At 59.4% G+C, this 20786-nt stretch carries 18 protein-coding genes; 7 read left to right on the plus strand and 11 right to left on the minus strand.

The annotated features are described in order from the left end of the window. Nucleotides 1–40 precede the first annotated feature (40 nt). Together ACYQ6M_RS20365 and ACYQ6M_RS20370 are read right to left on the minus strand one after the other, a co-directional pair. Nucleotides 41–1768 carry a methyl-accepting chemotaxis protein gene (locus ACYQ6M_RS20365; protein ID WP_081713387.1) on the minus strand — a complete coding sequence of 576 codons (1728 nt, stop codon included), beginning with the start codon at nucleotides 1766–1768 and terminating at the stop codon, nucleotides 41–43. 217 nt (nucleotides 1769–1985) lie between these two features. Next, nucleotides 1986–3152, minus strand: coding sequence for an acetyl-CoA acetyltransferase (locus ACYQ6M_RS20370; protein ID WP_023002209.1), 1167 nt, complete (start codon nucleotides 3150–3152; stop codon nucleotides 1986–1988). Nucleotides 3153–3734: 582 nt separating this feature from the next. Here ACYQ6M_RS20370 and ACYQ6M_RS20375 point away from each other — a divergent pair. Beyond that, on the plus strand, nucleotides 3735–5405 hold the full coding sequence (locus ACYQ6M_RS20375; protein ID WP_460075254.1) for an alpha-glucosidase family protein: 1671 nt from the start codon (nucleotides 3735–3737) through the stop codon (nucleotides 5403–5405). 85 nt (nucleotides 5406–5490) lie between these two features. Beyond that, a complete protein-coding gene (locus ACYQ6M_RS20380) occupies nucleotides 5491–6279 on the plus strand; it encodes a glycosyltransferase family 2 protein (protein WP_460075256.1) in 789 nt (262 codons plus the stop codon). Between the two features lie 73 nt (nucleotides 6280–6352). Here ACYQ6M_RS20380 and ACYQ6M_RS20385 read toward each other — a convergent pair whose 3' ends face one another. The 4 genes from ACYQ6M_RS20385 to betI form a co-directional block, all read right to left on the minus strand. After that, a complete protein-coding gene (locus ACYQ6M_RS20385; protein ID WP_152504675.1) occupies nucleotides 6353–7636 on the minus strand; it encodes an adenylate/guanylate cyclase domain-containing protein in 1284 nt (427 codons plus the stop codon). 305 nt (nucleotides 7637–7941) lie between these two features. Further along, nucleotides 7942–9405, minus strand: coding sequence for a betaine-aldehyde dehydrogenase (betB, locus tag ACYQ6M_RS20390; RefSeq protein ID WP_023002213.1), 1464 nt, complete (start codon nucleotides 9403–9405; stop codon nucleotides 7942–7944). A gap of 45 nt (nucleotides 9406–9450) precedes the next feature. Then, on the minus strand, nucleotides 9451–11109 hold the full coding sequence (gene betA / locus ACYQ6M_RS20395; RefSeq protein WP_023002214.1) for a choline dehydrogenase: 1659 nt from the start codon (nucleotides 11107–11109) through the stop codon (nucleotides 9451–9453). Nucleotides 11110–11124: 15 nt separating this feature from the next. Further along, nucleotides 11125–11727: a transcriptional regulator BetI gene (gene betI / locus ACYQ6M_RS20400; RefSeq protein ID WP_023002215.1), complete on the minus strand. Its 603-nt coding sequence runs from the start codon at nucleotides 11725–11727 to the stop codon at nucleotides 11125–11127. A gap of 364 nt (nucleotides 11728–12091) precedes the next feature. Here betI and ACYQ6M_RS20405 point away from each other — a divergent pair, with 364 nt between their 5' ends. The 3 genes from ACYQ6M_RS20405 to choV all read left to right on the plus strand — a co-directional run bounded on the left by ACYQ6M_RS20405 (nucleotide 12092) and on the right by choV (nucleotide 15002). Then, nucleotides 12092–13036 carry a choline ABC transporter substrate-binding protein gene (locus ACYQ6M_RS20405; protein WP_023002216.1) on the plus strand — a complete coding sequence of 315 codons (945 nt, stop codon included), beginning with the start codon at nucleotides 12092–12094 and terminating at the stop codon, nucleotides 13034–13036. A gap of 83 nt (nucleotides 13037–13119) precedes the next feature. After that, the gene (choW, locus tag ACYQ6M_RS20410; RefSeq protein ID WP_055657561.1) at nucleotides 13120–13962 is read left to right on the plus strand and encodes a choline ABC transporter permease subunit; all 843 of its coding nucleotides are present in this window, start codon (nucleotides 13120–13122) and stop codon (nucleotides 13960–13962) included. After that, a complete protein-coding gene (gene choV / locus ACYQ6M_RS20415) occupies nucleotides 13959–15002 on the plus strand; it encodes a choline ABC transporter ATP-binding protein (RefSeq protein WP_460075260.1) in 1044 nt (347 codons plus the stop codon). Before choW ends, choV begins: the two co-directional genes overlap by 4 nt. Before the next feature lie 290 nt (nucleotides 15003–15292). Here choV and ACYQ6M_RS20420 read toward each other — a convergent pair whose 3' ends face one another. Continuing rightward, entirely contained in the window at nucleotides 15293–15505 is a 213-nt protein-coding gene (locus ACYQ6M_RS20420; protein WP_006934329.1) for a cold-shock protein, read from the minus strand. A gap of 383 nt (nucleotides 15506–15888) precedes the next feature. Here ACYQ6M_RS20420 and ACYQ6M_RS20425 point away from each other — a divergent pair, with 383 nt between their 5' ends. Next, nucleotides 15889–16254: a BA14K family protein gene (locus ACYQ6M_RS20425; protein WP_023002219.1), complete on the plus strand. Its 366-nt coding sequence runs from the start codon at nucleotides 15889–15891 to the stop codon at nucleotides 16252–16254. 137 nt (nucleotides 16255–16391) lie between these two features. On the opposite strand, the gene ACYQ6M_RS20430 is transcribed toward ACYQ6M_RS20425, so the two are convergent. Both ACYQ6M_RS20430 and ACYQ6M_RS20435 read right to left on the minus strand, forming a co-directional pair. After that, complete coding sequence (locus ACYQ6M_RS20430) at nucleotides 16392–16847, minus strand: YaiI/YqxD family protein (RefSeq protein WP_075283570.1); 456 nt, start codon at nucleotides 16845–16847, stop codon at nucleotides 16392–16394. Then, the gene (locus ACYQ6M_RS20435) at nucleotides 16844–18097 is read right to left on the minus strand and encodes a BaiN/RdsA family NAD(P)/FAD-dependent oxidoreductase (RefSeq protein ID WP_460075263.1); all 1254 of its coding nucleotides are present in this window, start codon (nucleotides 18095–18097) and stop codon (nucleotides 16844–16846) included. Before ACYQ6M_RS20435 ends, ACYQ6M_RS20430 begins: the two co-directional genes overlap by 4 nt. Nucleotides 18098–18273: 176 nt before the next feature. Between ACYQ6M_RS20435 and ACYQ6M_RS20440 the strand changes: the two genes are divergently transcribed. Then, nucleotides 18274–19467 (plus strand): HD domain-containing phosphohydrolase, encoded by a 1194-nt coding sequence (locus ACYQ6M_RS20440; protein WP_075283568.1) that lies wholly within the window; start codon nucleotides 18274–18276, stop codon nucleotides 19465–19467. Between the two features lie 115 nt (nucleotides 19468–19582). Here the strand turns inward: ACYQ6M_RS20440 and hemP are convergent, their stop codons facing one another. Further along, the gene (gene hemP, locus ACYQ6M_RS20445) at nucleotides 19583–19798 is read right to left on the minus strand and encodes a hemin uptake protein HemP (protein ID WP_031269825.1); all 216 of its coding nucleotides are present in this window, start codon (nucleotides 19796–19798) and stop codon (nucleotides 19583–19585) included. A gap of 424 nt (nucleotides 19799–20222) precedes the next feature. Further along, the gene (locus ACYQ6M_RS20450; RefSeq protein WP_075283567.1) at nucleotides 20223–20687 is read right to left on the minus strand and encodes an Rrf2 family transcriptional regulator; all 465 of its coding nucleotides are present in this window, start codon (nucleotides 20685–20687) and stop codon (nucleotides 20223–20225) included. Between the last annotated feature and the right edge of the window lie 99 nt (nucleotides 20688–20786).

Consider the following 20786-nt stretch of genomic DNA (forward strand, 5'->3'; position numbering starts at 1 on the left):
GCGGAAACCGCCGGCTTTTCGGAGCTGGTCTCGGTTGACATCAGGCCGCAAAGGACTTGATGAAGTCCTCGATCTGGTGGGTCAGCGTCTGAGTGCGTTCTGCAACCAGGTTGACCGCCTGGCGGACTTCACCTGCCGCATCCTTGGAGCGGACCGCGTTTTCCTTCATGCCGGACACGCTATCGCTTGCCGTCTGGGTGCTGGTGGAGGCCTCGTTGACGCCACGGGCAATTTCGCCAGTCGCTGCGCTCTGCTCGGTAACCGCCGATGCGATTGCCGTTGTTTCCGCCGTTACATTGCCCATGATGTCGGTGATCTGCTGGATCGAGTGGGCTGCATCGGTGGTCGCTTCCTGAATGGCGATGATCTGCTGGGTGATGCTTTCCGTGGCTTTCGCTGTCTGATTGGCCAACTCCTTGACTTCCGCAGCAACGACAGCAAAGCCCTTGCCGGCTTCACCAGCACGAGCAGCCTCGATAGTTGCGTTGAGAGCCAGAAGATTGGTCTGTTCGGCGATGGTCTGGATCAGCTGGACGACTTCACCGATTTCCTGGGCCGCAGACGAAAGGGTCGCGACCTTTTCATTGGTCAGGCTGGTGGTTTCGGCAGCTTCCGAGACAACCGCGGAGGTGGAAGCCACACGCTGGTTGATTTCCTCGATGGAAACCGAAAGCTCTTCTGCGGCGGAAGCGACGGCCTCGACATTACCCAGAGCCGAATTGGATGAATAGGCCGCTCCTTCAGCGTGTGTCGTGGTGTCATCTGCAACACCGATCAGCACAGTTGCTGTGTCTTCCAGCTGCGACATGGTGCCGGTCACATCCACGATGAGGGACGATACGCTGCTGCGGAAGGAAGCAGTCAGCTCTTCGCGCTGCCGCATGCGCCGAATGCGCGCCTCGTCTTCCGCCTTTTGCGCCTTGACCAGCTCCTCGCGCTCCGAAGCGCCGTCGCGCAGGACATTGATCGCATTTGCGAGCTGTCCGATTTCGTCGGCCCGTTCGCATTCGGCAAGGTGAATGCCATAGTCGCCCTTCGAAAGCCGGGCGACTGCCTCGGCAAAGGACCCGAGCGGCAGAATGACCGCACGCATGATGAAGAAACCGGCCATTGCCAGGGCAAGGACGACGAGCCCGAGGTTAGCGTAGGTCATGACGTCAGCGTTCCGGGCCGCACTCTGATAGCTCGCCACCTCAACGGCCAGCTCGGCGCGTTCCGTTTCCAGATGCTGGTGATGAAGATCAAGGGCTGCTTCCAGCGCCGTCGTCAGGCTTTCAGCTTCGCCGTCGAATGCCCCCATGAGCTTGTTGCCCTGCTCCGGTCCACCGGCAACATAGGCCTCCGCCATGGCTTTTCCGGTGTCGTAGTATGACGGGAATTTCGCCTGAACGTTCCTGATCTTTTCAACAAGATCCGCATAACCGAGCTTTTCGGCGAGATCGATTGCCGCGGTGCTCTCGCTCTTGAAATTGTCGGAGAAGGAAACCGCAAGATCAAAACCGTCGTTCAGGCCATCAAGACCTCTTGTTGCGGAAATGTCTGTCAGCCATTGCTGCACCTGAACGATGTCGAACTGCATTTTCTGCAGTGAAATGGCCAGGTTCACGCCGTCGGTGGCAAAGGTTTCCGCCCCTTCGCGGAGATGCCCCGCGTTTTCTTCGAGCACGCCAAGATTGCGTATCGTGCCAAGGCTCAGCGCTGTCGCGACAACGAACAGTACAGCCAGCATGGCGATCATTTTGGATTTCAGACTTTGAAAGACGGACATGGTTAACCCAGCTTATGTCGCACCTGCCCCCTGCCGATGCGTTACTCTGGGCAACAATCTGATTTCATAAGATTTTTAAAAAATTAATTTAGGTGAACACTTAGGAACTTTTCACTAGTATGTATTTAGACAAAAACTACTTTTATCTTCAACAAAAACGAAAAGAGGACGATTTCTCGTCCTCCTTTAAATCTTACTTAAAGGCAGTTAATGCCGATTACTTCATCGCCTGCATCACGGACACGAAGTTGGCCACCGCGGCACCACCCATGTTGAAGATGCCGCCGATCTCGGCGTTCTTCACCTGGATTTCACCCGCAGTGCCTGTCAGTTGCATGGCGGTGAGCACGTGCATGGAAACACCGGTGGCGCCAATCGGATGGCCTTTGGCCTTCAGGCCGCCAGACGGGTTCACCGGAAGTTTGCCGCCCATTTCCGTCCAGCCTTCCAACACGGCGCGGGCACCTTCGCCTTCCTTGGTAAGGCCCATGGCTTCATATTCGATCAGCTCGGCAATGGTGAAACAGTCGTGGGTCTCGACGAAGGAGAGGTCGTCCAGCGCCAGATTGGCATCGCCGAGTGCCTGACCCCAGGCCTTGGAACAACCCTCAAACTTCAGGATGTCGCGCTTCGACATCGGCAGGAAATCCTGCACATGGGCAAGCGCGCGGAAGGCAACCGCCTTCTTCATGCCGAGCGCCGTTGCAGGATCGGTCAGGACGAGTGCGGCGGCACCGTCGGACACCAGCGAACAGTCGGTGCGCTTCAGCGGACCGGCGACAAACGGATTCTTTTCCGATTCCGCGCGGCAGAAGTCGAAACCGAGGTCTTTGCGCATCTGGGCGTAGGGGTTGCCGACACCATTCTTGTGGTTCTTCGACGCAATCTTGGCCAGGGCATCGGACTGGTCGCCGTACTTCTGGAAGTAGGCGTCGGCGATCTTGCCGAAGACACCAGCGAAGCCTGCCGGGATATCGCCTTCTTCCTTCAAATAGGAGGCCTTGAGCAGGTTCTTGCCGATTTCCGGACCGGGCGTCGTGGTCATCTGCTCGACACCGACGACCAGCACGAAGCGGGCGTCGCCCGAAGCAATGGCGCGCACACCCTGATGCACGGCGGCAGAGCCGGTGGCGCAGGCGTTTTCGACACGGGTTGCCGGTTTGAACCGCAGCGCCGGATCGGCCTGCAGCACCAGCGAAGCGGTGAAATCCTGTGCCGAGAAACCGGCATTGAAATGACCGAGCAGGATCTCGTCGACATCTCCCGGCTCGATACCTGCGTCCTTGATGGCATCGACCGCCACCTTGACGATCATGCTTTCAACCGTCTCTTCCGAATGCTTGCCGAAGGGCATGTGTGCCCAACCCACCATGGCTGCCGTCATGACACTTCCTCCAGGTTTTTTGCCCGCAAGATGAAACCCGATTTCCGCCGGATCTCTTGTCCGTGCGGGGGGCTCCATCTTACGTAAGTTCTGTGTGCGGGGACAGTTCCAGCTTCCATGTTGCTTTGCAAGAAGAAACTGACCTAAACGTCATAACAATATTTTTCCATGTTTTATTTCAATTACTTAAATAAGATAGTCCAAAGAGATAACACGCGTTGGCCACGCAGGCGCAGCATGTCGGGGGCTTCCGTCTTCGGCGAGGTCCGCGGCAGGCAAACCGATTGAGATGGTCACACCCCTGTCACTTAAGCCATGTAGGAAATGCGCGTTCCGGACAAAATCGTGTTTCGTTCCTTTTCAGTAGCTCCACCGGTCCTGCCTCGCAGGGCCGGTTTTTGCATGTGCTCATCCTCCCCGTTCCACATGTGCGACGCAATTCACACATCGCTTACCGAAAGCAATTGCCGAACGACTTTTTCAACACTGTTCACTTGACCTGACAAGGCGCTGGATATAGCCATTCAAAGCGCTTTGAAACCCATGAAGACCGCCTCAGAAGCGGAACGGAGACAACCGGCAATGTTCGAAGAAGCCGAAACGGGCCTGGAGGCTGATGTGCCGTCAGACATGAAGAATGACCCGGATTGGTGGCGTGGAGCGGTGATCTACCAGATCTATCCGCGCTCCTTCAACGACACCAATGGTGATGGCATAGGCGACCTCAACGGCGTCAGCGAACGCATGGACTACATTGCCTCGCTGGGCGTCGATGCCATCTGGCTGTCGCCCTTCTTCACCTCGCCGATGGATGATTTCGGTTACGATGTCTCCGACTATGAAGATGTCGACCCGATGTTCGGCACGCTTGCCGATTTCGACCGCATGCTGGCTGCCGCTCATGCGCGCGGCCTGAAGGTGATCATCGACCTGGTGATTTCGCACACCTCCGACCAACATCCATGGTTTGTCGAAAGCCGTTCGTCACGCGACAATGCCAAGGCCGACTGGTTCGTTTGGGCCGACGCCAAGCCGGACGGCACGGTGCCGACCAACTGGCTTTCGATCTTCGGCGGCCCGGCCTGGGAATGGGACAGCCGCCGGCGCCAGTATTACATGCACAATTTCCTGACCAGCCAGCCGGATCTGAACTTCCATAACCCGGAGGTTCAGGACGCGGTTCTCGGTGCCGCCAGGTTCTGGCTCGACCGCGGTGTCGACGGGTTCCGTCTCGACACGGTGAACTTCTATTTCCACGACAAGCAACTCCGGGACAACCCACCCCTGAGCGCGACTGAAATGCCGTCCACCGTGGATCCAACCAACCCCTACGGCTATCAGGATCACCTTTACGACAAGACCCAACCGGAAAACCTGTTGTTTCTTGAGAAGCTGCGCGCGCTCCTGGACAAATATCCGGGCACAACGTCCGTCGGTGAAATCGGTGCGGACGGACAGGCCGTGGAACTGACGGCGTCCTATACGGAAGCCGGCAAGCGCATTCACATGGCCTACAGCTTCGACCTGCTGACGCCTCAACATTCGGCGCCCTACATCCGAAAGATCGTGGAAGAGATGAACGCCGGCATCGGCTCCGGCTGGGCTTCCTGGGCGTTGTCGAACCACGACGTGAAGCGGGTCACCAGCCGCTGGGGCGAGGATCTGGACATTGCCCGGTTCGCACCGCTTGAAACCGCCCTCTGCGCCTCGCTGCGCGGCACCCCCTGCCTTTACCAGGGCGAGGAACTCGGCCTGCCGCAGGCTGAAGTTCCTTTTGAAAAGCTGCAGGATCCCTACGGCATTCGCTTCTGGCCGGAATACAAGGGCCGCGACGGCTGCCGGACACCAATGCCGTGGGTGAAAGACAACAGCAACGCCGGTTTCTCCGAAGCCGAGCCCTGGCTTCCGGTCGCGCAGGATCATCTGGCGCTAGCCGCCTTCGAACAGGACAAGGACGAAAGCTCCATCCTGAACCGGAACCGGGCCTTCTATGCCTGGCGGCAGGCCCAGGAGCCTTTGAAGAAGGGCGACATGGTGTTTCTGGACAGCCAGGACAACACGCTGGTCTTCACCCGCAGCCATCAGGGGGAGACCGTGCTGTGCGCTTTCAACCTCGGCACCGAGCCGGCCACCGTCACCTTGAACGGACTTGAGCTGGAAAACCTCAATGCGCCCGGCTTCAACGGCACGCTGGAGGGCGCCACGATTGTCCTCCAAGGTCTCGACGCGCTGTTTGCTCGCGTGAAATCCTGATTTCGCGCCTTCAATTCGGGCTCCGGCACGGCTAAATAGTCGCGCCGGAGCATTTCCGGCCTAGCAAACCAACGCCGGACCTTTCATGACCGACCGCCTGCCTCTTTCCGTTTTCATCATCGCCCGTGACGAGGCCGACCGGATCGCCCGACCGATCGAAAGTGTCATCGGCTGGGTGGACGAGGTCATCGTCATCGACAGCGGATCAACGGACGAAACTGTCGCCGTGGCCGAACAACTTGGCGCGCGGGTCATCCGCAACGACTGGCCTGGCTACGGTCCGCAAAAGCGTTTCGGCGAAGACCAGTGCCGCAATGACTGGCTGCTCAATCTGGATGCCGACGAAGAGGTGACGCCGGGCCTCGCCGCGGAAATCAAAGCCAAATTCGCAGACGGCAGTTACGCGGACGCCGATGGCTGGCGCATCATGATCCGCGATCTTTATGCCCATGAAACCGCCCCTGCCCCCTGGGCCTACGGATATCACCAGATCCGCCTCTATGACCGGCGCAAGGGCCGGTTCTCTGCCTCGACAGTTCATGACACGGTCCGGCCCGAGGAAGGTGCGCGCATCTCGAACCTCTCCGGCATCATGGCGCACCGGTCCATCCGGTCACTGGATTTTCAGGTCGGCAAATACAATCGCTATTCCGGTATGCAGGTGGAAGACATGCGCGCCCGCGGCCGCAAGCTGCCGAAAAGCCGCCTCCTGACCGAATTCCCGGTGAGCTTCTTCAAGGCCTATTTCGTGCGCAAGTACCGCAAATACGGCTGGTGGGGCTTTATCCTGGCCATGAACTACGCCCACGCCCGCTTCCTGCGCGTCGCCAAGGCCTATGAGGCCGAGTTGCTGGACAGGACCAAAACGGACTGAGGCAAGAGCTGCGCATTACTGTTGTCGCAGCCCCCTCACCGGACCTGCATCGGTTTTGCTGAGCCATTCCATACTAGGCCGCAAAAATGGCAACCGGTTTACCGACGCCGCGCAGGGCATGTTCGCCCATGGCATTGAGACCGGTCTGGAGGTCGCCGGAAAGAGCAGCGCGTACCGGCTCTGTCAGGAGCAAGGCGCGGCCGAGAGGTTTGCACAGGGATTCTACCCGGCTGGTCTCATTGACGGCGCGTCCGATCACCGTGAAGTCGAGCCGTTCCTCACCACCGACATTGCCGAAGAAGACTTCACCCCGGTGAAGGCCGATACCGATCTTCAGGGGGTGCCAGTGGATCGGGTCGGGAAGATCCTCGGGCGGATTGCGGTTCAGCTCGTCAATGGCCTCCAGTGCAGCCTTGGCGGCCTTCACCGCCGCATTCGCCGCCGCTGTTTCACCAAATGTCTTCTGATCGAACACGGCCAGAATGCCGTCGCCCATGAACTTCAGGATATCGCCGCCGTGGTTGAGCACGGCGTCCGAGATCCTGTCGAAATAGGCGTTGAGGATAGCCGTCACTTCCGGTCCGCTCAGCCTGTCGGCGAGTTGAGTGAAGCCGCGCATGTCGGCCATGAAGACCACCGCCTTGATGGCCTCGCCATCACCGCGCTTGATCTCGCCGTCCAGCACGCGCTGTCCGGCGATCGGCCCGAGATAGGTGTCGGCAACGTTGCGGGCAATCCGCTGAACGATGTGGCGCTCGATGTGCAGCGCCAAAAGGTCGATCAGATTGCGGATCAGGTCTTTTTCCGCCGGAGGGAACCCACCGGGTTTGCGGGTTGCCAAGGTCATGGCATTCCGCTTTTCGTGCGAGGAACTGAGCGGCAGGGCGACATAGGTCGTGTATCCCTGATCGGCAAGTTCGCGCATCAGCGGAGCGGAATTGGCGCCTTCCTCGCTTTCCAGATCGACCTTGATGGTCTGGCCTTCGTTGATGACGTGGAAAAGCGGATTGCGGGTAAAGGCTTCCGATTTGGTGGCGTTGGCATCTGCGGCAACCTCGTCGCAGAAATAGTCCTGACTGTTCCAGACCCAGGAAAAACCGATGACGCGCGGATGCAGGGTACCGATATGCAGCGTTGCCCGGTCGATGGCGAGGCCGGCAGCCTTGCAGCGCCACATGAACTCCTCGAACATCAGCATGACATCATCGATCCGCGTCGCTTCATGCAAGAGCCACGAATTCAGCTGGTCGATACTGAGTGACTCCGGCGCACAGGAAGGGCCTCTGCTGGAACGGGCAAGCAGATAGACATGAGGCGCGTATGTGCGCGGGGCTGGGTCAAGAAAGGCTTTGTTCATCGGGGCTCCGTGAAACGCTCTCGCTAATATCTCGGGCGCCGGAGATCAAACTTCAATCGGCAAAAAACCGAATGCTAGGAAATGCCCTAAATTGGCCCAAGGAAACTATCGAACCAAGGGCAACTGGGCATCGAGGACAACCGGCCCCACCCTCGAGACGCCGCTTGCGCGGCATCTCAAGATAAAGACGCATGGAGTGACAGGCAGCTTGCACGTACCACGCACGCCAGCCCTGCCCTGAAGAAGCAGGAAACACCGCCTCGAAGGTTGGTCAACCTGTTCTAGGTGGAACGAGATGCAGCGCCTTAAAACGCCGCCTCTACACCGCCCATTTCCACATAAACGCTTTTGGTCTGGCTATAATACTCGATCGCGGCATGGCCGTTCTCGCGGCCGATGCCCGACTTCTTGTAGCCGCCGAAAGGCATTTCGATCGGGGTCAGATTGTAGGTGTTGATCCAGCAGGTGCCTGCCTGCAACTGGTCGATCACCCGGTGCGCCCGCTGAATGTCCCTTGTGAAAACGCCCGCGGCAAGGCCGAAGTCGGTGTCGTTGGCGCGGGCGATGACGTCGTCCTCATCGGTGAAGTCGAGCACGCTCAGCACCGGGCCGAAGATTTCCTCGCGGGCAATGCGCATGTCGTCCTTCACGTCGGCAAAGACGGTCGGCTGCACGAAATAGCCGTCCGGGAAGCTGGCGACAGAGGCTGAACCACCGCCGCACACCAGCCGGGCGCCCTCATCCTGACCGATCTGCATGTAGTGGAGCACCTTGTCGAGCTGCTGTTTGGACACAAGCGGACCAATATTGGTTGCCTCGTCCAGCGGATCGCCCAGAACCGCCTTGGCGGTGCGTTCAGCCAGCCGTGCCACAAAGGCTTCCTTGATCGCTTCATGAACGAACACACGCGTCCCGTTGGAGCAAATCTGCCCGGTGGAATAGAAGTTGGCATTGATCGCGGCGGACACCGCGTTTTCAATGTCAGCGTCCTCGAACACGATCAGCGGGGACTTGCCGCCAAGTTCCAGCGTTGTCTTCTTCAGATGCTCACCCGCAAGGGCTGCCACTTTGGCGCCGGTCGGGACAGAGCCGGTCAGCGAAACCTTGGCAATGGCCGGATGAGCGACCAGCTTTGCACCGACATCACCAAAGCCCTGAAGCACGTTGAAGACACCAGCGGGCAGACCGGCCTCGGTAAAGGCCTCCGCCAGTTTCAAGGCGCTCAGCGGGGTGACTTCCGAGGGTTTGAAGATCATGGCATTGCCGCAAACGAGTGCGGGAGCAGACTTCCAGCAGGCGATCTGGATCGGATAGTTCCAGGCGCCGATGCCGAAACAGATGCCGAGCGGTTCGCGCTTGGTGTAGGCGAAGGAGCCGCCCAGATCGATATGTTCGCCGGTAAGCGTTGCGGCCAGACCACCGAAGTATTCCAGGCAGTCGGCGCCGGACGCAGCATCGGCAATCAGGGTTTCCTGCAAGGGCTTGCCGGTGTCGAGCGTTTCCAGAATGGAGAGTTCCCGGTTCTTTTCACGCAGGATCTCGGCTGCCCGGCGCAGCACGCGGCCGCGTTCGGCTGCTGGTGTTGCCGCCCAGACCTTCTGGCCTTCCTGGGCAGAGCGGATTGCCGCCTCGATCACGGCATCGTCGGCCGCGCGGATCTGCGCGATGACTTCACCGGTTGCGGGATACAGCGAGTCAAAGGGAGTGCCGCTCTGGCTCTCGACATATGAGCCGCCGACATAATGGGACGCTTGCGGTTGGGCGCGCATGGGTTGGCTCCTTGGTCTGTGTGTCTGCCGTTGGACTGCCGGGGATCATCGCTGGCTGGATTGCCAGTCCGGGTGGATCCACGGTTCCTGGTTGGCCGCGGGCAGCGGGGTCTTGCCGAGAATATGGTCCGATGCCTTCTCCCCGACCATAATCGAGGGGGCATTCAGATTGCCATTGGTGATTTGCGGAAAGATGGAACTGTCGGCAACACGAAGCCCGTCAACGCCGATTACCCGGCATTCAGGGTCGACCACGGCCATGGCATCATCCTTCGCCCCCATCCGGCAAGTGCCGCATGGGTGATAGGCGCTTTCCACGTGTTCGCGGATGAAGCCGTTCAGGTCCTCGTCGCTCTGCACACTGTCTCCCGGCTGGATCTCCTTGCCACGATAGGGGGCAAACGCCTCCTGGCCGAAGATCTCGCGGGTCAGGCGGATACAGGTGCGGAAGTCTTCCCAGTCGTCTTCGTGGGACATGTAGTTGAACAGGATCGACGGCTTGGCCTTCGGATCGCTGGAGGTCAGCTTGATACGGCCGCGCGATTTGGAGCGCATCGGTCCGACATGGGCCTGGAAGCCATGACCTTCGGCTGCTGCCTGTCCGTCGTAGCGCACGGCGAAGGGCAGGAAGTGATACTGGATATCAGGATATTTCACGCCCGCCTTGGAGCGAATGAAAGCGCAGCTTTCGAACTGGTTCGATGCACCAAGACCCTGCTTCAGGAACAGCCACTGGGCCCCGATCACCGCCTTGGAGAACAGGTTCCAGTGCTTGTAGAGCGTGATCGGCTGGGTGCAGGCCTGCTGAAGATAAAGCTCCAGATGATCCTGCAGGTTGGCACCGACACCCGGCCGGTCGGCCACGACGTCAATTCCCATTTCGGCAAGATGCGCCGCCGGGCCGATGCCGGACTGCATCAGGATCTTCGGCGAATTGATGGAAGACGCCGACAGGATCACTTCGCGGGCAGCTTTTGCCTCGCGGACCTCGCCGCCGGTTTCGAATTCCACACCGACCGCGCGCTTGTCCTCGATCAGGATCCGGCGCACGAGAGCCCCCTTGATCAGGGTCAGGTTACCGCGCTTCAGTGCCGGCTTCAGGTAGGCGTTTGCGGCAGACCAGCGACGGCCCCGATGGACCGTCATTTCCATGTCGCCGAAGCCTTCCTGACGCTCGCCATTGTAGTCGGCGGTCACGCCATAGCCCGCCTGCTCGCCGGCTGTCTTGAAGGCGTCGAACAGCGGGTTCCACTTCGTTCCGCGCTGGACATGCAGCGGGCCGTTGGTGCCGCGCCAGCCGTCCTGGCCGCCATGGCTATGCTCCTGGCGCTTGTAGTACGGCAGCACATGGCGATATCCCCAGCCGCTCGCACCCATCTCTTCCCAGGTGTCGAAATCACAGGCATGGCCACGCACATAAACCATGCCGTTGATGGAGGATGATCCACCGATCACCTTGCCACGCGGTGTGGCCAGGCGCCGGCCCTCCAGATGCGGTTCCGGTTCGCTGGTGTACCCCCAGTCATACAGCGGCATGTTCATCGGGTAGGACAGGGCAGCCGGCATCTGGATCAGCGGACCGACATCGGTGCCGCCGAATTCCAGCACAAGCACCCTGTTGCTCGGGTCTTCCGACAGGCGGTAGGCCATCGCACAGCCGGCGGATCCGGCTCCGACGATGATGAAGTCGAACTGGTCGCTCATGTTGATCCTAGCTGCTCAATTCTTGGTGTTGCGCGCCAGGTGGACGGCAATCTGGGTTTCCACATAGTCCTCGACCAGCTCGATCGCGGCCGGCCGGTCGGTCTTGCCGTCGCGCAGGGCTTGCCGGATCCAGACGCCGTCAATCATCGACGCCGTGCCTTCTGCAATCCGGCGTGCTTCGTCCTGAGGCATGAAGGCCCTCAGATTGTGGGTCAGGTTCGAGGCGAGCCTTGCCGAATAGATATTTAGAAGACGATTGTTGCTGTCGGTGGTACGCGACTGAACGTAGAAGGCGAGCCAGGCCGCGATCACGGCGGGCTGAAACTGGTCGACTGCAAAGTTGCCGGCAATGATTGCCGAAATACGCTCGCGCGGGGTCTCCGCCTTTTCCAGGCTCTCGCGGATCGCCCGGCCGAGTTCGGTCAGGAGATGGCGCATCGTTGCGGCAAGCAATTGGTCCTTGGAGCCGAAATAGTGATGCACAAGACCGCCGGAAACGCCAGCGCGCTTTGCGATCTGCGCCATGGTCACGTCGCTGTAGCCGCGTTCGTGTATGGCATCGACCGTCGCGTCAATCAGACTGCGCCGCCGTTCCGCTTCCATTCCGACCTTGGGCATTTCAACCTCCGACACAGGGCGAGAGAAGAATTCGGCTCAGCGTTTCTGGCGATGACCAGACGGCGGCACATCCGGACAAGAACAAGTCCGGTTACCAATCGTCACGATCATGGTGCAGCAGCGTCAAGGAGAAGGAAAAGCCTTCCCAAGAGCCTCTGAATGCGCCTTGCCGCGTTCGTCTCACATCCAAGTTTTATTTTTAATTGATCAGTCAATCAATGAAAACTTGCAATTTTTTCCCGTGGATGTTTGGATCTAGGTTAGGCAGGCTGTGGGCAGAGGAAACTGAGGGCGTTAGAACCACACTGACACCCCATGCCCTGCAGAAAAACAAGAAAACAGACTTTCCATAGGAGGTATACATATGAAAGTAGCAGCGAAACTCGCTGGAGGCCTGGCGCTCGGGCTGATGCTCACGGGAACCGCCCTGGCAAACGATCCGGAAAGCTGCCAGACGGTTCGCTTCTCCGACGTCGGCTGGACTGACATCACGGCAACCACCGCCGCAACCTCGGTCGTCCTGGAAGCGCTCGGCTACAAGCCGGAAGTCAAAATCCTGTCCGTTCCGGTGACCTATGCGTCGCTGAAGAACAAGGACATCGACATCTTCCTCGGCAACTGGATGCCGACCATGGAAGGTGACATCAAGGCCTATCGCGAAGACGGCTCCGTGGAAACGGTCCGGGCCAACCTGGAAGGCGCGAAGTACACGCTTGCCGTTCCGGAATACACCTACGAAAAAGGCCTGAAGAGCTTCCAGGACATCGCCAAGTTCAAGGACGATCTCGACGGCAAGATCTACGGCATCGAGCCGGGCAATGACGGCAACCGCCTGATCATCGGCATGATCGATGAAAACCTCTTCGAACTGGAAGGTTTCGAAGTGGTGGAATCCTCCGAGCAGGGCATGCTTGCGCAGGTCGCCCGTGCAAACCGCCGCGAGGCGGATATCGTCTTCCTCGGCTGGGAACCGCACCCGATGAACGCCAATTTCAAGATGAAGTATCTTGAAGGCGGCGACGACATTTTCGGCCCGAACTATGGCGGAGCCACCGTCTACACCAACGTGCGTGCCGGCTATGTCAAGGAATGCCCGAACGTCGGCAAGCTGCTTGAAAACCTGGAATTCTCGCTGCCCATGGAAAACGAGATCATGGGTGCCATCCTGATCGAGGGTGAGGATCCCAACAAGGCGGCAGCCGCCTGGTTGAAGGAGCATCCGGCAACCTTCGAAAACTGGCTCGTCGGCGTGAAGACTTTTGATGGCGGCGACAGTTTCGCGGCCGTCAAAGGGGCTCTCGGTCTCTGATCGCTGACCAAAATCTGGCGCCGGTGCGGGTCTCCTGCCCGGCGCCACTGGTTTTCCAAGAACAATAATACCGGAGCAGTGGCGTGGACTGGCTCACAGAACACAAGCTGCCGATCGGGCCGTGGGCGCGCACCTTGGTCGATTGGCTCACCGACAACGCCTATTGGGTGTTTGACGGAATCTCGGCAATTCTCGAAACGCTGATAGACGGAATCCTCTGGTTGCTGCAGACGCCGCATCCATTGGTCATCGTTGTTGTCGCTGTCGCCATCGGCTACCTGGTCCACAGGACCATATCCTTTGCGGCTTTCGTGGCAATTTCCCTGCTGCTGATTATCAACCAGGGCTACTGGGAAGAAACAACCGAAACCCTGGCGCTGGTGGTTGCCGCGTCCGTGGTCTGTATGGTGGTCGGCGTGCCTGTCGGCGTGCTGGCCGCGCATCGCCCCCGGTTCTACGCCGCACTTCGTCCCGTGCTGGACCTGATGCAAACCATCCCGACCTTCGTTTACCTGATCCCGGCACTGATCCTATTCGGTCTCGGCATGGTGCCCGGTCTCATCGCGACGGTCATCTTTGCCATTCCCGCTCCGATCCGTTTGACGCAGCTCGGCGTCTCCTCGACGCCGACCGCGCTGATCGAAGCCGGAAAGGCCTTTGGAGCAACCAAATCGCAGCTGCTCTGGAAAATCGAGCTGCCCTACGCCCTGCCGCAGATCATGGCTGGCCTGACGCAGACGATCATGCTGTCGCTGTCGATGGTCGTGATTGCCGCTCTTGTCGGTGCGGACGGCCTCGGCGTGCCGACGTTGCGCGCCCTGAACACTGTGAATATCGCCCAAGGTTTCGAAGTTGGTGTCTGTATCGTCCTGATCGCCATCGTGCTTGACCGCTTCTTCCGCGCCGAAGAGGGAGGCAAACGATGAGCGACACCAACAAATCGGCCGTCGTTTCCTTCAAGGACGTCGACATCGTTTTCGGCGAAAAGCCTCACACGGCTCTGCCGCTGATCGATGCCGGCAAGACCAGGCAGGAAATCCAGGCAGAAACCGGCCAGATCCTCGGCGTTGCCGGTGCGACCTTCGACATCTACGAAGGCGAGGTCATCGTGCTGATGGGGCTGTCCGGCTCCGGCAAGTCGACGCTGCTCCGGGCCGTCAACGGTCTTAACCCGGTCATCCGGGGTGAGGTGCAGGTTCATGACGGCAAGCGTTACGTCAATCCGGAAACCTGCTCTGAAAACGATCTGAGGGAATTGCGCCGGCACCGGATCGGCATGGTGTTCCAGCAGTTCGGTCTTCTGCCCTGGCGCACGGTGGCCGAAAACGTCGGCTTTGGCCTGGAGCTTGCCGGCATGCCCGCAAAGGAGCGAGCCGCAAAGGTAGAGGCGCAGCTCAAGCTGGTTGGCCTGAACGGCTGGGGCGAAAAGCACGTACACGAGCTATCGGGCGGCATGCAGCAGCGCGTTGGCCTCGCTCGCGCCTTTGCGACCGACGCGCCGCTACTGCTGATGGACGAACCGTTCTCGGCTCTCGACCCGCTCATCCGCGACAAGCTGCAGGACGAGTTGCTCGACCTGCAGAAGGAACTCAACCGGACCATCATCTTCGTCAGCCACGATCTCGATGAAGCGGCCAAGATCGGCTCGCGCATCGCAATCATGGAAGGGGGACGGGTGATCCAGCTGGGCACGTCGCAGGAAATCGTCAAGTCGCCGGCAACCGACTATGTGGCCGAATTCGTCAGCCACATGAACCCGCTGAACGTGCTGCGCGCGCGCGACATCATGGTGCCTCCCGGCAGCTTGCCGGGCTCGCTCGCCAGCGCCCTGACCTGCGATGCCGACGCTTCGGTGCGTGAAGTCGCCCAGCTGAAAAAGTCCAGCAAGGATCCGGTCGTCGTGAAAGCAAGCGGCTCCATCGTCGGTGTCATTGGCGAGAAGGAACTGCTGGACTGCATGGCGTAAGGCGTGCGGTGATTTGGAGTTTTTCCGCACATTGAGCCTCATCCTGAAGAGGACCGCCAGGTCCGTCTCGAAGGATGGGCCACTTGTTCAGGAGGTTGCCGCCCATCCCTCGAGACAGCGCTCTTGCGCTTCCTCAGGATGAGGATGAACAAATCGGCCGCGCTGAGTGGGTGAAGATACGAGGCTTGGTTTCATCCTCAAAAACAAACAAAAAACGGGACCAGAAGGTCCCGTTTTTCGTTGTTCAATCCGCGCCAGCCGTCCCCGGACGGAGGCTGCAGCCTGAAACCTTAGAGCAGCTCGAGCTGAGCTGCCTGCTTGCCGCGGCCACGACGGTCGTCTTCAGCAACGAAGGAGATCTTCGCGCCTTCGACGGGCGTTCCGATACCGGCCTGCTCGAATGCGGTGATGTGGACGAAAACGTCCTTGGAACCGTTTTCCGGAGTGATGAAGCCGAAGCCACGGTCATGGTTGAAGAATTTAATGGTGCCGTTCTCGCGCATGGAGAAACCTTTCCGCTGGTTGGATGCGCCATCCCGTTTCCGGCAGGCGCGGATAAACGAGAAGTCAACAAGAAACGGAAAGCTTGGAAATTCAGAGCAGCGCTTGATGGAGCCCTGCCGAAGTCAGTCTCACCGGGTCTTTCGTCAGTCCCGTACGGCACAACGCGTACCGATGGAGAATAATGTAGGTCCAGGTGGCGCTTACGGCAAGCGAAAGATTTTTGCAGTGGTCAAACCGAGGCCACAAAGCCGATAAATCCTGTTTCGGTGACAAAGTGACAGCTTGTGACACCAGTCACAGAGCCCGACCGGGGGGCGGGTTAGTTTCGTCTCATGAGTTGAGGCGGACAGCAGGGCCTCACGACACTGGAAGGGACACCGTCATGTTCAAGAAGTTTGCAGTTACCGCCTCTGCGCTGGCTCTTGTTGCCGGCGTCACACTGACCTCTCAGGCCACACCCGCACATGCCGCCAAGGGCTGGCAAGTCGGCGTCGGCGTCGCCAGCGGCCTTGCCGCCGGCGCGATCCTCGGGTCAGCACTTTCCCAGCCGCGTTATGTCGCTCCGCCCCCGGCTTACTATCCGGCCCCGCCAGCCTACTATCCGGCACCGGCTCCGGCCCCGGTTATCTACCGTCCGGCTCCGTGGAGCCCGGCCTGGTACAATTACTGCAGCCGCAAGTATCGTTCGTTCAATCCGAACACCGGCTACTTCCTGTCCTATTCCGGACAGTACCGCTTCTGCCAGTAAGGCAGTTTCCAACTTCGCCGGGCCATAACCGGCCTGAAAAGGCCACCGGCCACTCCCTGCAAGGGTTTCCTCCCCTCCTTGCAGGGAGTTTTTTGTTGGAACACCGATGTCGCCAGGAAGGATTTATGTGTCTGCCCCTAGGGGGATATACGTTTCGCCGCGCGCATGATGGTCTCAAGCTGGTTGAGAAAGCGCGATCTGTCGGCCTTGGTGAAGCCAGGCCCGCTTTCGCGGATCTCGCCGATTTCACGCAGATGCGTGTTGAGATCCCGCATGGCAAGGCGCATGCCGATGGCATCCTCGCGAAACGGCTTGCCTGTCGGACCGATGACTAGAGCGCCCGCCTTCACACAGCGTGCCGCAAGCGGCACATCGGCCGTCACGACCACATCACCGGCCACAGCACGTTCCGCGATCCAGTTGTCGGCTTCGTCCGGCCCTTCAGGAACGACAACCCGCTCGATCAGATCGCCTTCGGGAAGCCGCATCCAGCTGTTGGAAACGAACTTGATCTCAACATTGTGGCGCTCGCCCACGCGAACGGCTTCGTCCTTGACCGGACAGGCATCGGCGTCGATGTAGAGCACGGTCATGTTGTTTGCTCTCCTTTCGAGCTTTGGAGAAAGGCCGCAATGCCGTTTGCTGCCCGGGCACCTGTCGCAAAACACGCCTGCAGCAGGTAACCGCCTGTCGGCGCTTCCCAGTCCAGCATTTCACCCGCGGCAAAGATGCCCGGCATCTTCTTGAGCATCATGCCTTCGTCGAGTTCGTCCAGCGCGATCCCTCCGGCGGAAGAGATCGCCCGGTCGATGGAATAGGGCGCGTCCAGAACAACGGGAACGGCCTTGATGCAGCGCGCGAGGTTTTCCGGATCGGAAGGGACATCACCGGCTTCGCGCAGCAGCGCCATTTCAACGGGGCTCAGCCGAAGGGCCTTCTTGAGAAACGTGGCTGCAGACTGCTTGCCTCGGGGTCTTGAGAGTTTCGCTGCCAGCTCGTCAACTCCGTCCTGCGGCCGCAGATCGATGTGCAGTGTCGCCGAACCGGTTTCGTTTATTGTTTCGCGCAGTTCGGCGGACAAGGCGTAGACGGCACCACCTTCAAGGCCCTGAGCCGTCAAGACCGCCTCCCCCTGCATCCTTTTCCCGCCATGGGACAGGGCGATACGTTTGAGCGGCGTACCGGCAAACCGCTCTTTCAGGAAATCGCTCCAGCCGGTCTGAAAGCCGCAATTTGCCGGCTGGAACCGGTTGATGCGAACACCGCGTTCTTCCAGCATCGGCACCCACGCGGCGTTGGAACCGAGCTTCGGCCAGCTTGCACCACCCATGGTCAGAAGGCAGGCACGTGCAGTGAGGGATTGCAGGGCGCCTTCACCTTCAGTGTCTTCGGCGGCAGTTTCATCCCATGTCCTGAGTTGAAGCGGTCCGTCTCCTTCAATGGCACAAAGTGCGTGCCGGGTCAGCAGGCGGACTCCATTGGCATCCAGCCGGCGCAGCCAGGCGCGCAGCAAAGGGGAGGCCTTCATGGATTTCGGGAAGACACGTCCGCTACTGCCGACAAAGGTTTCTTCGCCAAGGTCTTCGCACCAGCGCCGCAGCGTTTCGGGCGGAAATTCCTGGATCAAGGGCGCCAAAAAGGGTTGGGCCTGCCGGTAGCGCGCGAGGAACGCAGTCAGGTCTTCGCTGTGGGTCAGGTTCAGGCCGCCGCGGCCAGCCATCAGGAACTTGCGCGCGGGCGAGGGCATGCGGTCGATAACCACAACGCTATACCCGTTTTCGGACAGGCGCTCCGCAGCAAAGAGACCGGCCGGACCGGCACCGGCAATCAGGACGTCGAACATGCGGCCTTATAGTTCAAGGCGGGCTGCAAAGACCACCATCGATTTTCATCAGAGCCGGTGTTGGTATGTCGAGAATTATTGCAAGTATTTGTTATCAGTCTCATGAGAATATCATCCAGGGGGTGTACCTGCGGAAGTTTTCCCGGCGGGCCTGCTTCCTGTGAAAGGAGCCGTGAATGGAAAAAGGCACGGACCTGGTAGTCGTTGCCGATCCGGACAAGGACGTTCAGGCAGGCTTTGAACGCCTGTTCGGCAGTCACATGAGGGTTGCCTGCTTTTCCGAAACGGAAGCTGCATTGCAGTTTCTGAAGCAGAACCATGGCACAGCCGTCATTTTTTCCTGTTTCAATCTGCCGGGCCGTGGCGGAACGGCCTTTCTGCGAGCAGCGGAGACCATTGCGCCTCAAGCCGCGCGGGTCATGCTGACCCGGGAAACCTCGGCAGATGCGATCAAGAAGACGCTCAATGAGGCCCATGCCTTCATGTATCTGGAAAAGCCCTGTCAATCGACAGATCTGGCCAGCGCCATGGAAACAGCTCTTTCCCATCATTTTCAGCTCGCCAAGGACCGCGCGCTGCTGGAGCGGACACTTGCCGGATCCGTCAAGTTGCTGATCGACATGCTGGCGCTCTTCCACCCGGAAGCATTCCGGCGCACGAGCACGGTTCGCAAACAGGCCCTGCGGCTGGCCAAACGCCTGGGCATGAAGAAAACCTGGGAACTGGAAATGTCGGTGATGTTGTCACCGCTTGGCGAGGCGTTGCTGCCGAAACAGATCCTTGCCCGCTACCGTGCCGCACGCGGCCTGACCGAGCAGGAGCGGAATATCCTGGATCGGGCACCGGACCAGACCCGAGATCTTTTGAAGAACATACCGCAACTGGAGAAAGTCTCCGAATACCTGTTTCTATCCGGCCGCGGTTTCGACGGCTCGGGTTTCCCCAAGGACGGGCCGACGGGCAAGGAAATCCCGATGATTGCCCGCATCCTCAAGCTCTTGACGGATCTGTGGTACGCAAGCCCGGAAAGCGGACCGGATGCAGCGGCCTTCGAGGCGCTTACCATCAACAAGCGCAAATACGATCCGATGCTGCTGGAGCTGGCCAAGGAAACGCTGATGGACGACGTGCCGGAGGAGCGCAAAAGACTTGTTGCCGAATGCTACATCCGCTCTCTCCGGCCGGGTGATGTGCTGATCGACGACGCCTTGACCGAAACCGGTCACGAACTGGTTCTGTCCCGCGGCCATATGCTGACGCCCACCACCATCCGGCGGCTGGAACATTTCCACCAGGCCGCAGGCGTGCGCCAACCCATCCGCGTCGAACGCCATTCGGCACCCGAAGAAGCTCTGATCGATACGGCTTGAAGGTGGAGAAAGAAAGGCTGTAGTGAGAGCCCGGACATATCGCAGTCTATAGAGAGGGCGCTCCCTCTGCCGCACCCCTTCCCCGCAAAAGGGAAGGGATGTCAGCCCGGCAATATCATTTCGTCAGGATCAGCTTGCCCTGTTTGGTGATCGACAGACGGTAGGTTTCGTCGTTGTGGCGGATCTGGATCTGGCGCTGGCCGCTGAACAGGTCGCGCGTGTCGAGCTCCGATTTATGCTCACGCGGCGGTGTTGCCGCAAAGGCGCGCGTAGCGCGGCTGCTGGAACCCAGGGAGAGGCGGTGCTTCTGGCTGTTGGCGGTCGGTGTCATTGCGCGCAATCGGTCCTTGGCCTTTGTGTTGCTCCTGAAACTGTTCAAAAAATCAGTTTCTTAGCGGAGCGGTGGGACATCGGAATCAAAAGATGAGTTTCAAACTCAACTTTATACTTGACACTCATACTCAAGTTTTCCTATCAAGGCAATGCCTGATCGAAACGGAACCGGAAATCGCGTCCTCTGGTTTCGGATTAGACAGGACCTCCGGGCAACCGGAGTGACAAATGCCAGGCCAGCCAACCGCCCTCTCCTCTCCCTCAGCGGCAAGCCAGCCCGGCCTTTTCTTTGAGAGCGCCCGCGCAAGACGCGTGGCATGCCTTTCCTTTTCCCGACCAATCGTCACATTTCGAGACATACGAAACGAAAAAGGCGCCGACCGGATGGTGGCGCCTTCGAAACTTTTTACGTCGATAAAACCTTACGCGTTGGCCGCGATCGGAGCCTTGGTCATTTCGATCTTCAGGAGATCGCGCATGCCGAAGCGGTCTTCCGAAAGGTCGGCAATCGACTTGCCGTCCAGAACTTCCATGAATGCTTCCAGCGCTTCATGCAGCAGGCCATTGAAGCCGCAGGACATGATCAGCGGGCAATCCTTGCGGCCACTGTCGAAACATTCGGCAAGAAGGAAGCTTTCCTCGGCGGCGCGGACAACTTCGCCAACCGAAATATTCTCTGCCGGACGAGCCAGCATGACCCCGCCGTTCCGGCCACGAATGGTCTTGATCAGATTTGCATCGACCAGAACCTTCATGATCTTGAACAGGTGGGTTTCGGACATGTCGAAGCTGGCCGCGATATCAGCGACCTTGCTTGGTTTGTCCGGGTTGACGGCGCAGTACATCAGCGCGCGTACGGCGTAGTTTGTCTGTTGTGTCAAACGCATGCCATAGATATGAGGTGCGCGATCTGAAAGGTCAATTCAAAATTTGAGTGTGAGAGGCGACTTTTTGGCAGGAATGCCGGAAAGACGCCCCGTTGCCGG

Source organism: Roseibium sp. ROS1 (assembly GCF_054658215.1).

Excerpts from the sequence above, each read along its gene's own strand:
- betI (WP_023002215.1), bottom strand. The coding sequence starts at position 11,727 with ATGCCCAAGGTCGGAATGGAAGCGGAACGGCGGCGCAGTCTGATTGAC.
- ACYQ6M_RS20450 (WP_075283567.1), bottom strand. The coding sequence starts at position 20,687 with ATGCGTTTGACACAACAGACAAACTACGCCGTACGCGCGCTGATGTAC.
- ACYQ6M_RS20440 (WP_075283568.1), top strand. The coding sequence starts at position 18,274 with ATGGAAAAAGGCACGGACCTGGTAGTCGTTGCCGATCCGGACAAGGAC.
- betB (WP_023002213.1), bottom strand. The coding sequence starts at position 9,405 with ATGCGCGCCCAACCGCAAGCGTCCCATTATGTCGGCGGCTCATATGTC.
- ACYQ6M_RS20370 (WP_023002209.1), bottom strand. The coding sequence starts at position 3,152 with ATGACGGCAGCCATGGTGGGTTGGGCACACATGCCCTTCGGCAAGCAT.
- ACYQ6M_RS20375 (WP_460075254.1), top strand. The coding sequence starts at position 3,735 with ATGTTCGAAGAAGCCGAAACGGGCCTGGAGGCTGATGTGCCGTCAGAC.
- betA (WP_023002214.1), bottom strand. The coding sequence starts at position 11,109 with ATGAGCGACCAGTTCGACTTCATCATCGTCGGAGCCGGATCCGCCGGC.
- ACYQ6M_RS20425 (WP_023002219.1), top strand. The coding sequence starts at position 15,889 with ATGTTCAAGAAGTTTGCAGTTACCGCCTCTGCGCTGGCTCTTGTTGCC.
- ACYQ6M_RS20435 (WP_460075263.1), bottom strand. The coding sequence starts at position 18,097 with ATGTTCGACGTCCTGATTGCCGGTGCCGGTCCGGCCGGTCTCTTTGCT.
- choV (WP_460075260.1), top strand. The coding sequence starts at position 13,959 with ATGAGCGACACCAACAAATCGGCCGTCGTTTCCTTCAAGGACGTCGAC.
- ACYQ6M_RS20380 (WP_460075256.1), top strand. The coding sequence starts at position 5,491 with ATGACCGACCGCCTGCCTCTTTCCGTTTTCATCATCGCCCGTGACGAG.
- ACYQ6M_RS20430 (WP_075283570.1), bottom strand. The coding sequence starts at position 16,847 with ATGACCGTGCTCTACATCGACGCCGATGCCTGTCCGGTCAAGGACGAA.
- ACYQ6M_RS20385 (WP_152504675.1), bottom strand. The coding sequence starts at position 7,636 with ATGAACAAAGCCTTTCTTGACCCAGCCCCGCGCACATACGCGCCTCAT.
- ACYQ6M_RS20420 (WP_006934329.1), bottom strand. The coding sequence starts at position 15,505 with ATGCGCGAGAACGGCACCATTAAATTCTTCAACCATGACCGTGGCTTC.
- hemP (WP_031269825.1), bottom strand. The coding sequence starts at position 19,798 with ATGACACCGACCGCCAACAGCCAGAAGCACCGCCTCTCCCTGGGTTCC.
- ACYQ6M_RS20365 (WP_081713387.1), bottom strand. The coding sequence starts at position 1,768 with ATGTCCGTCTTTCAAAGTCTGAAATCCAAAATGATCGCCATGCTGGCT.
- ACYQ6M_RS20405 (WP_023002216.1), top strand. The coding sequence starts at position 12,092 with ATGAAAGTAGCAGCGAAACTCGCTGGAGGCCTGGCGCTCGGGCTGATG.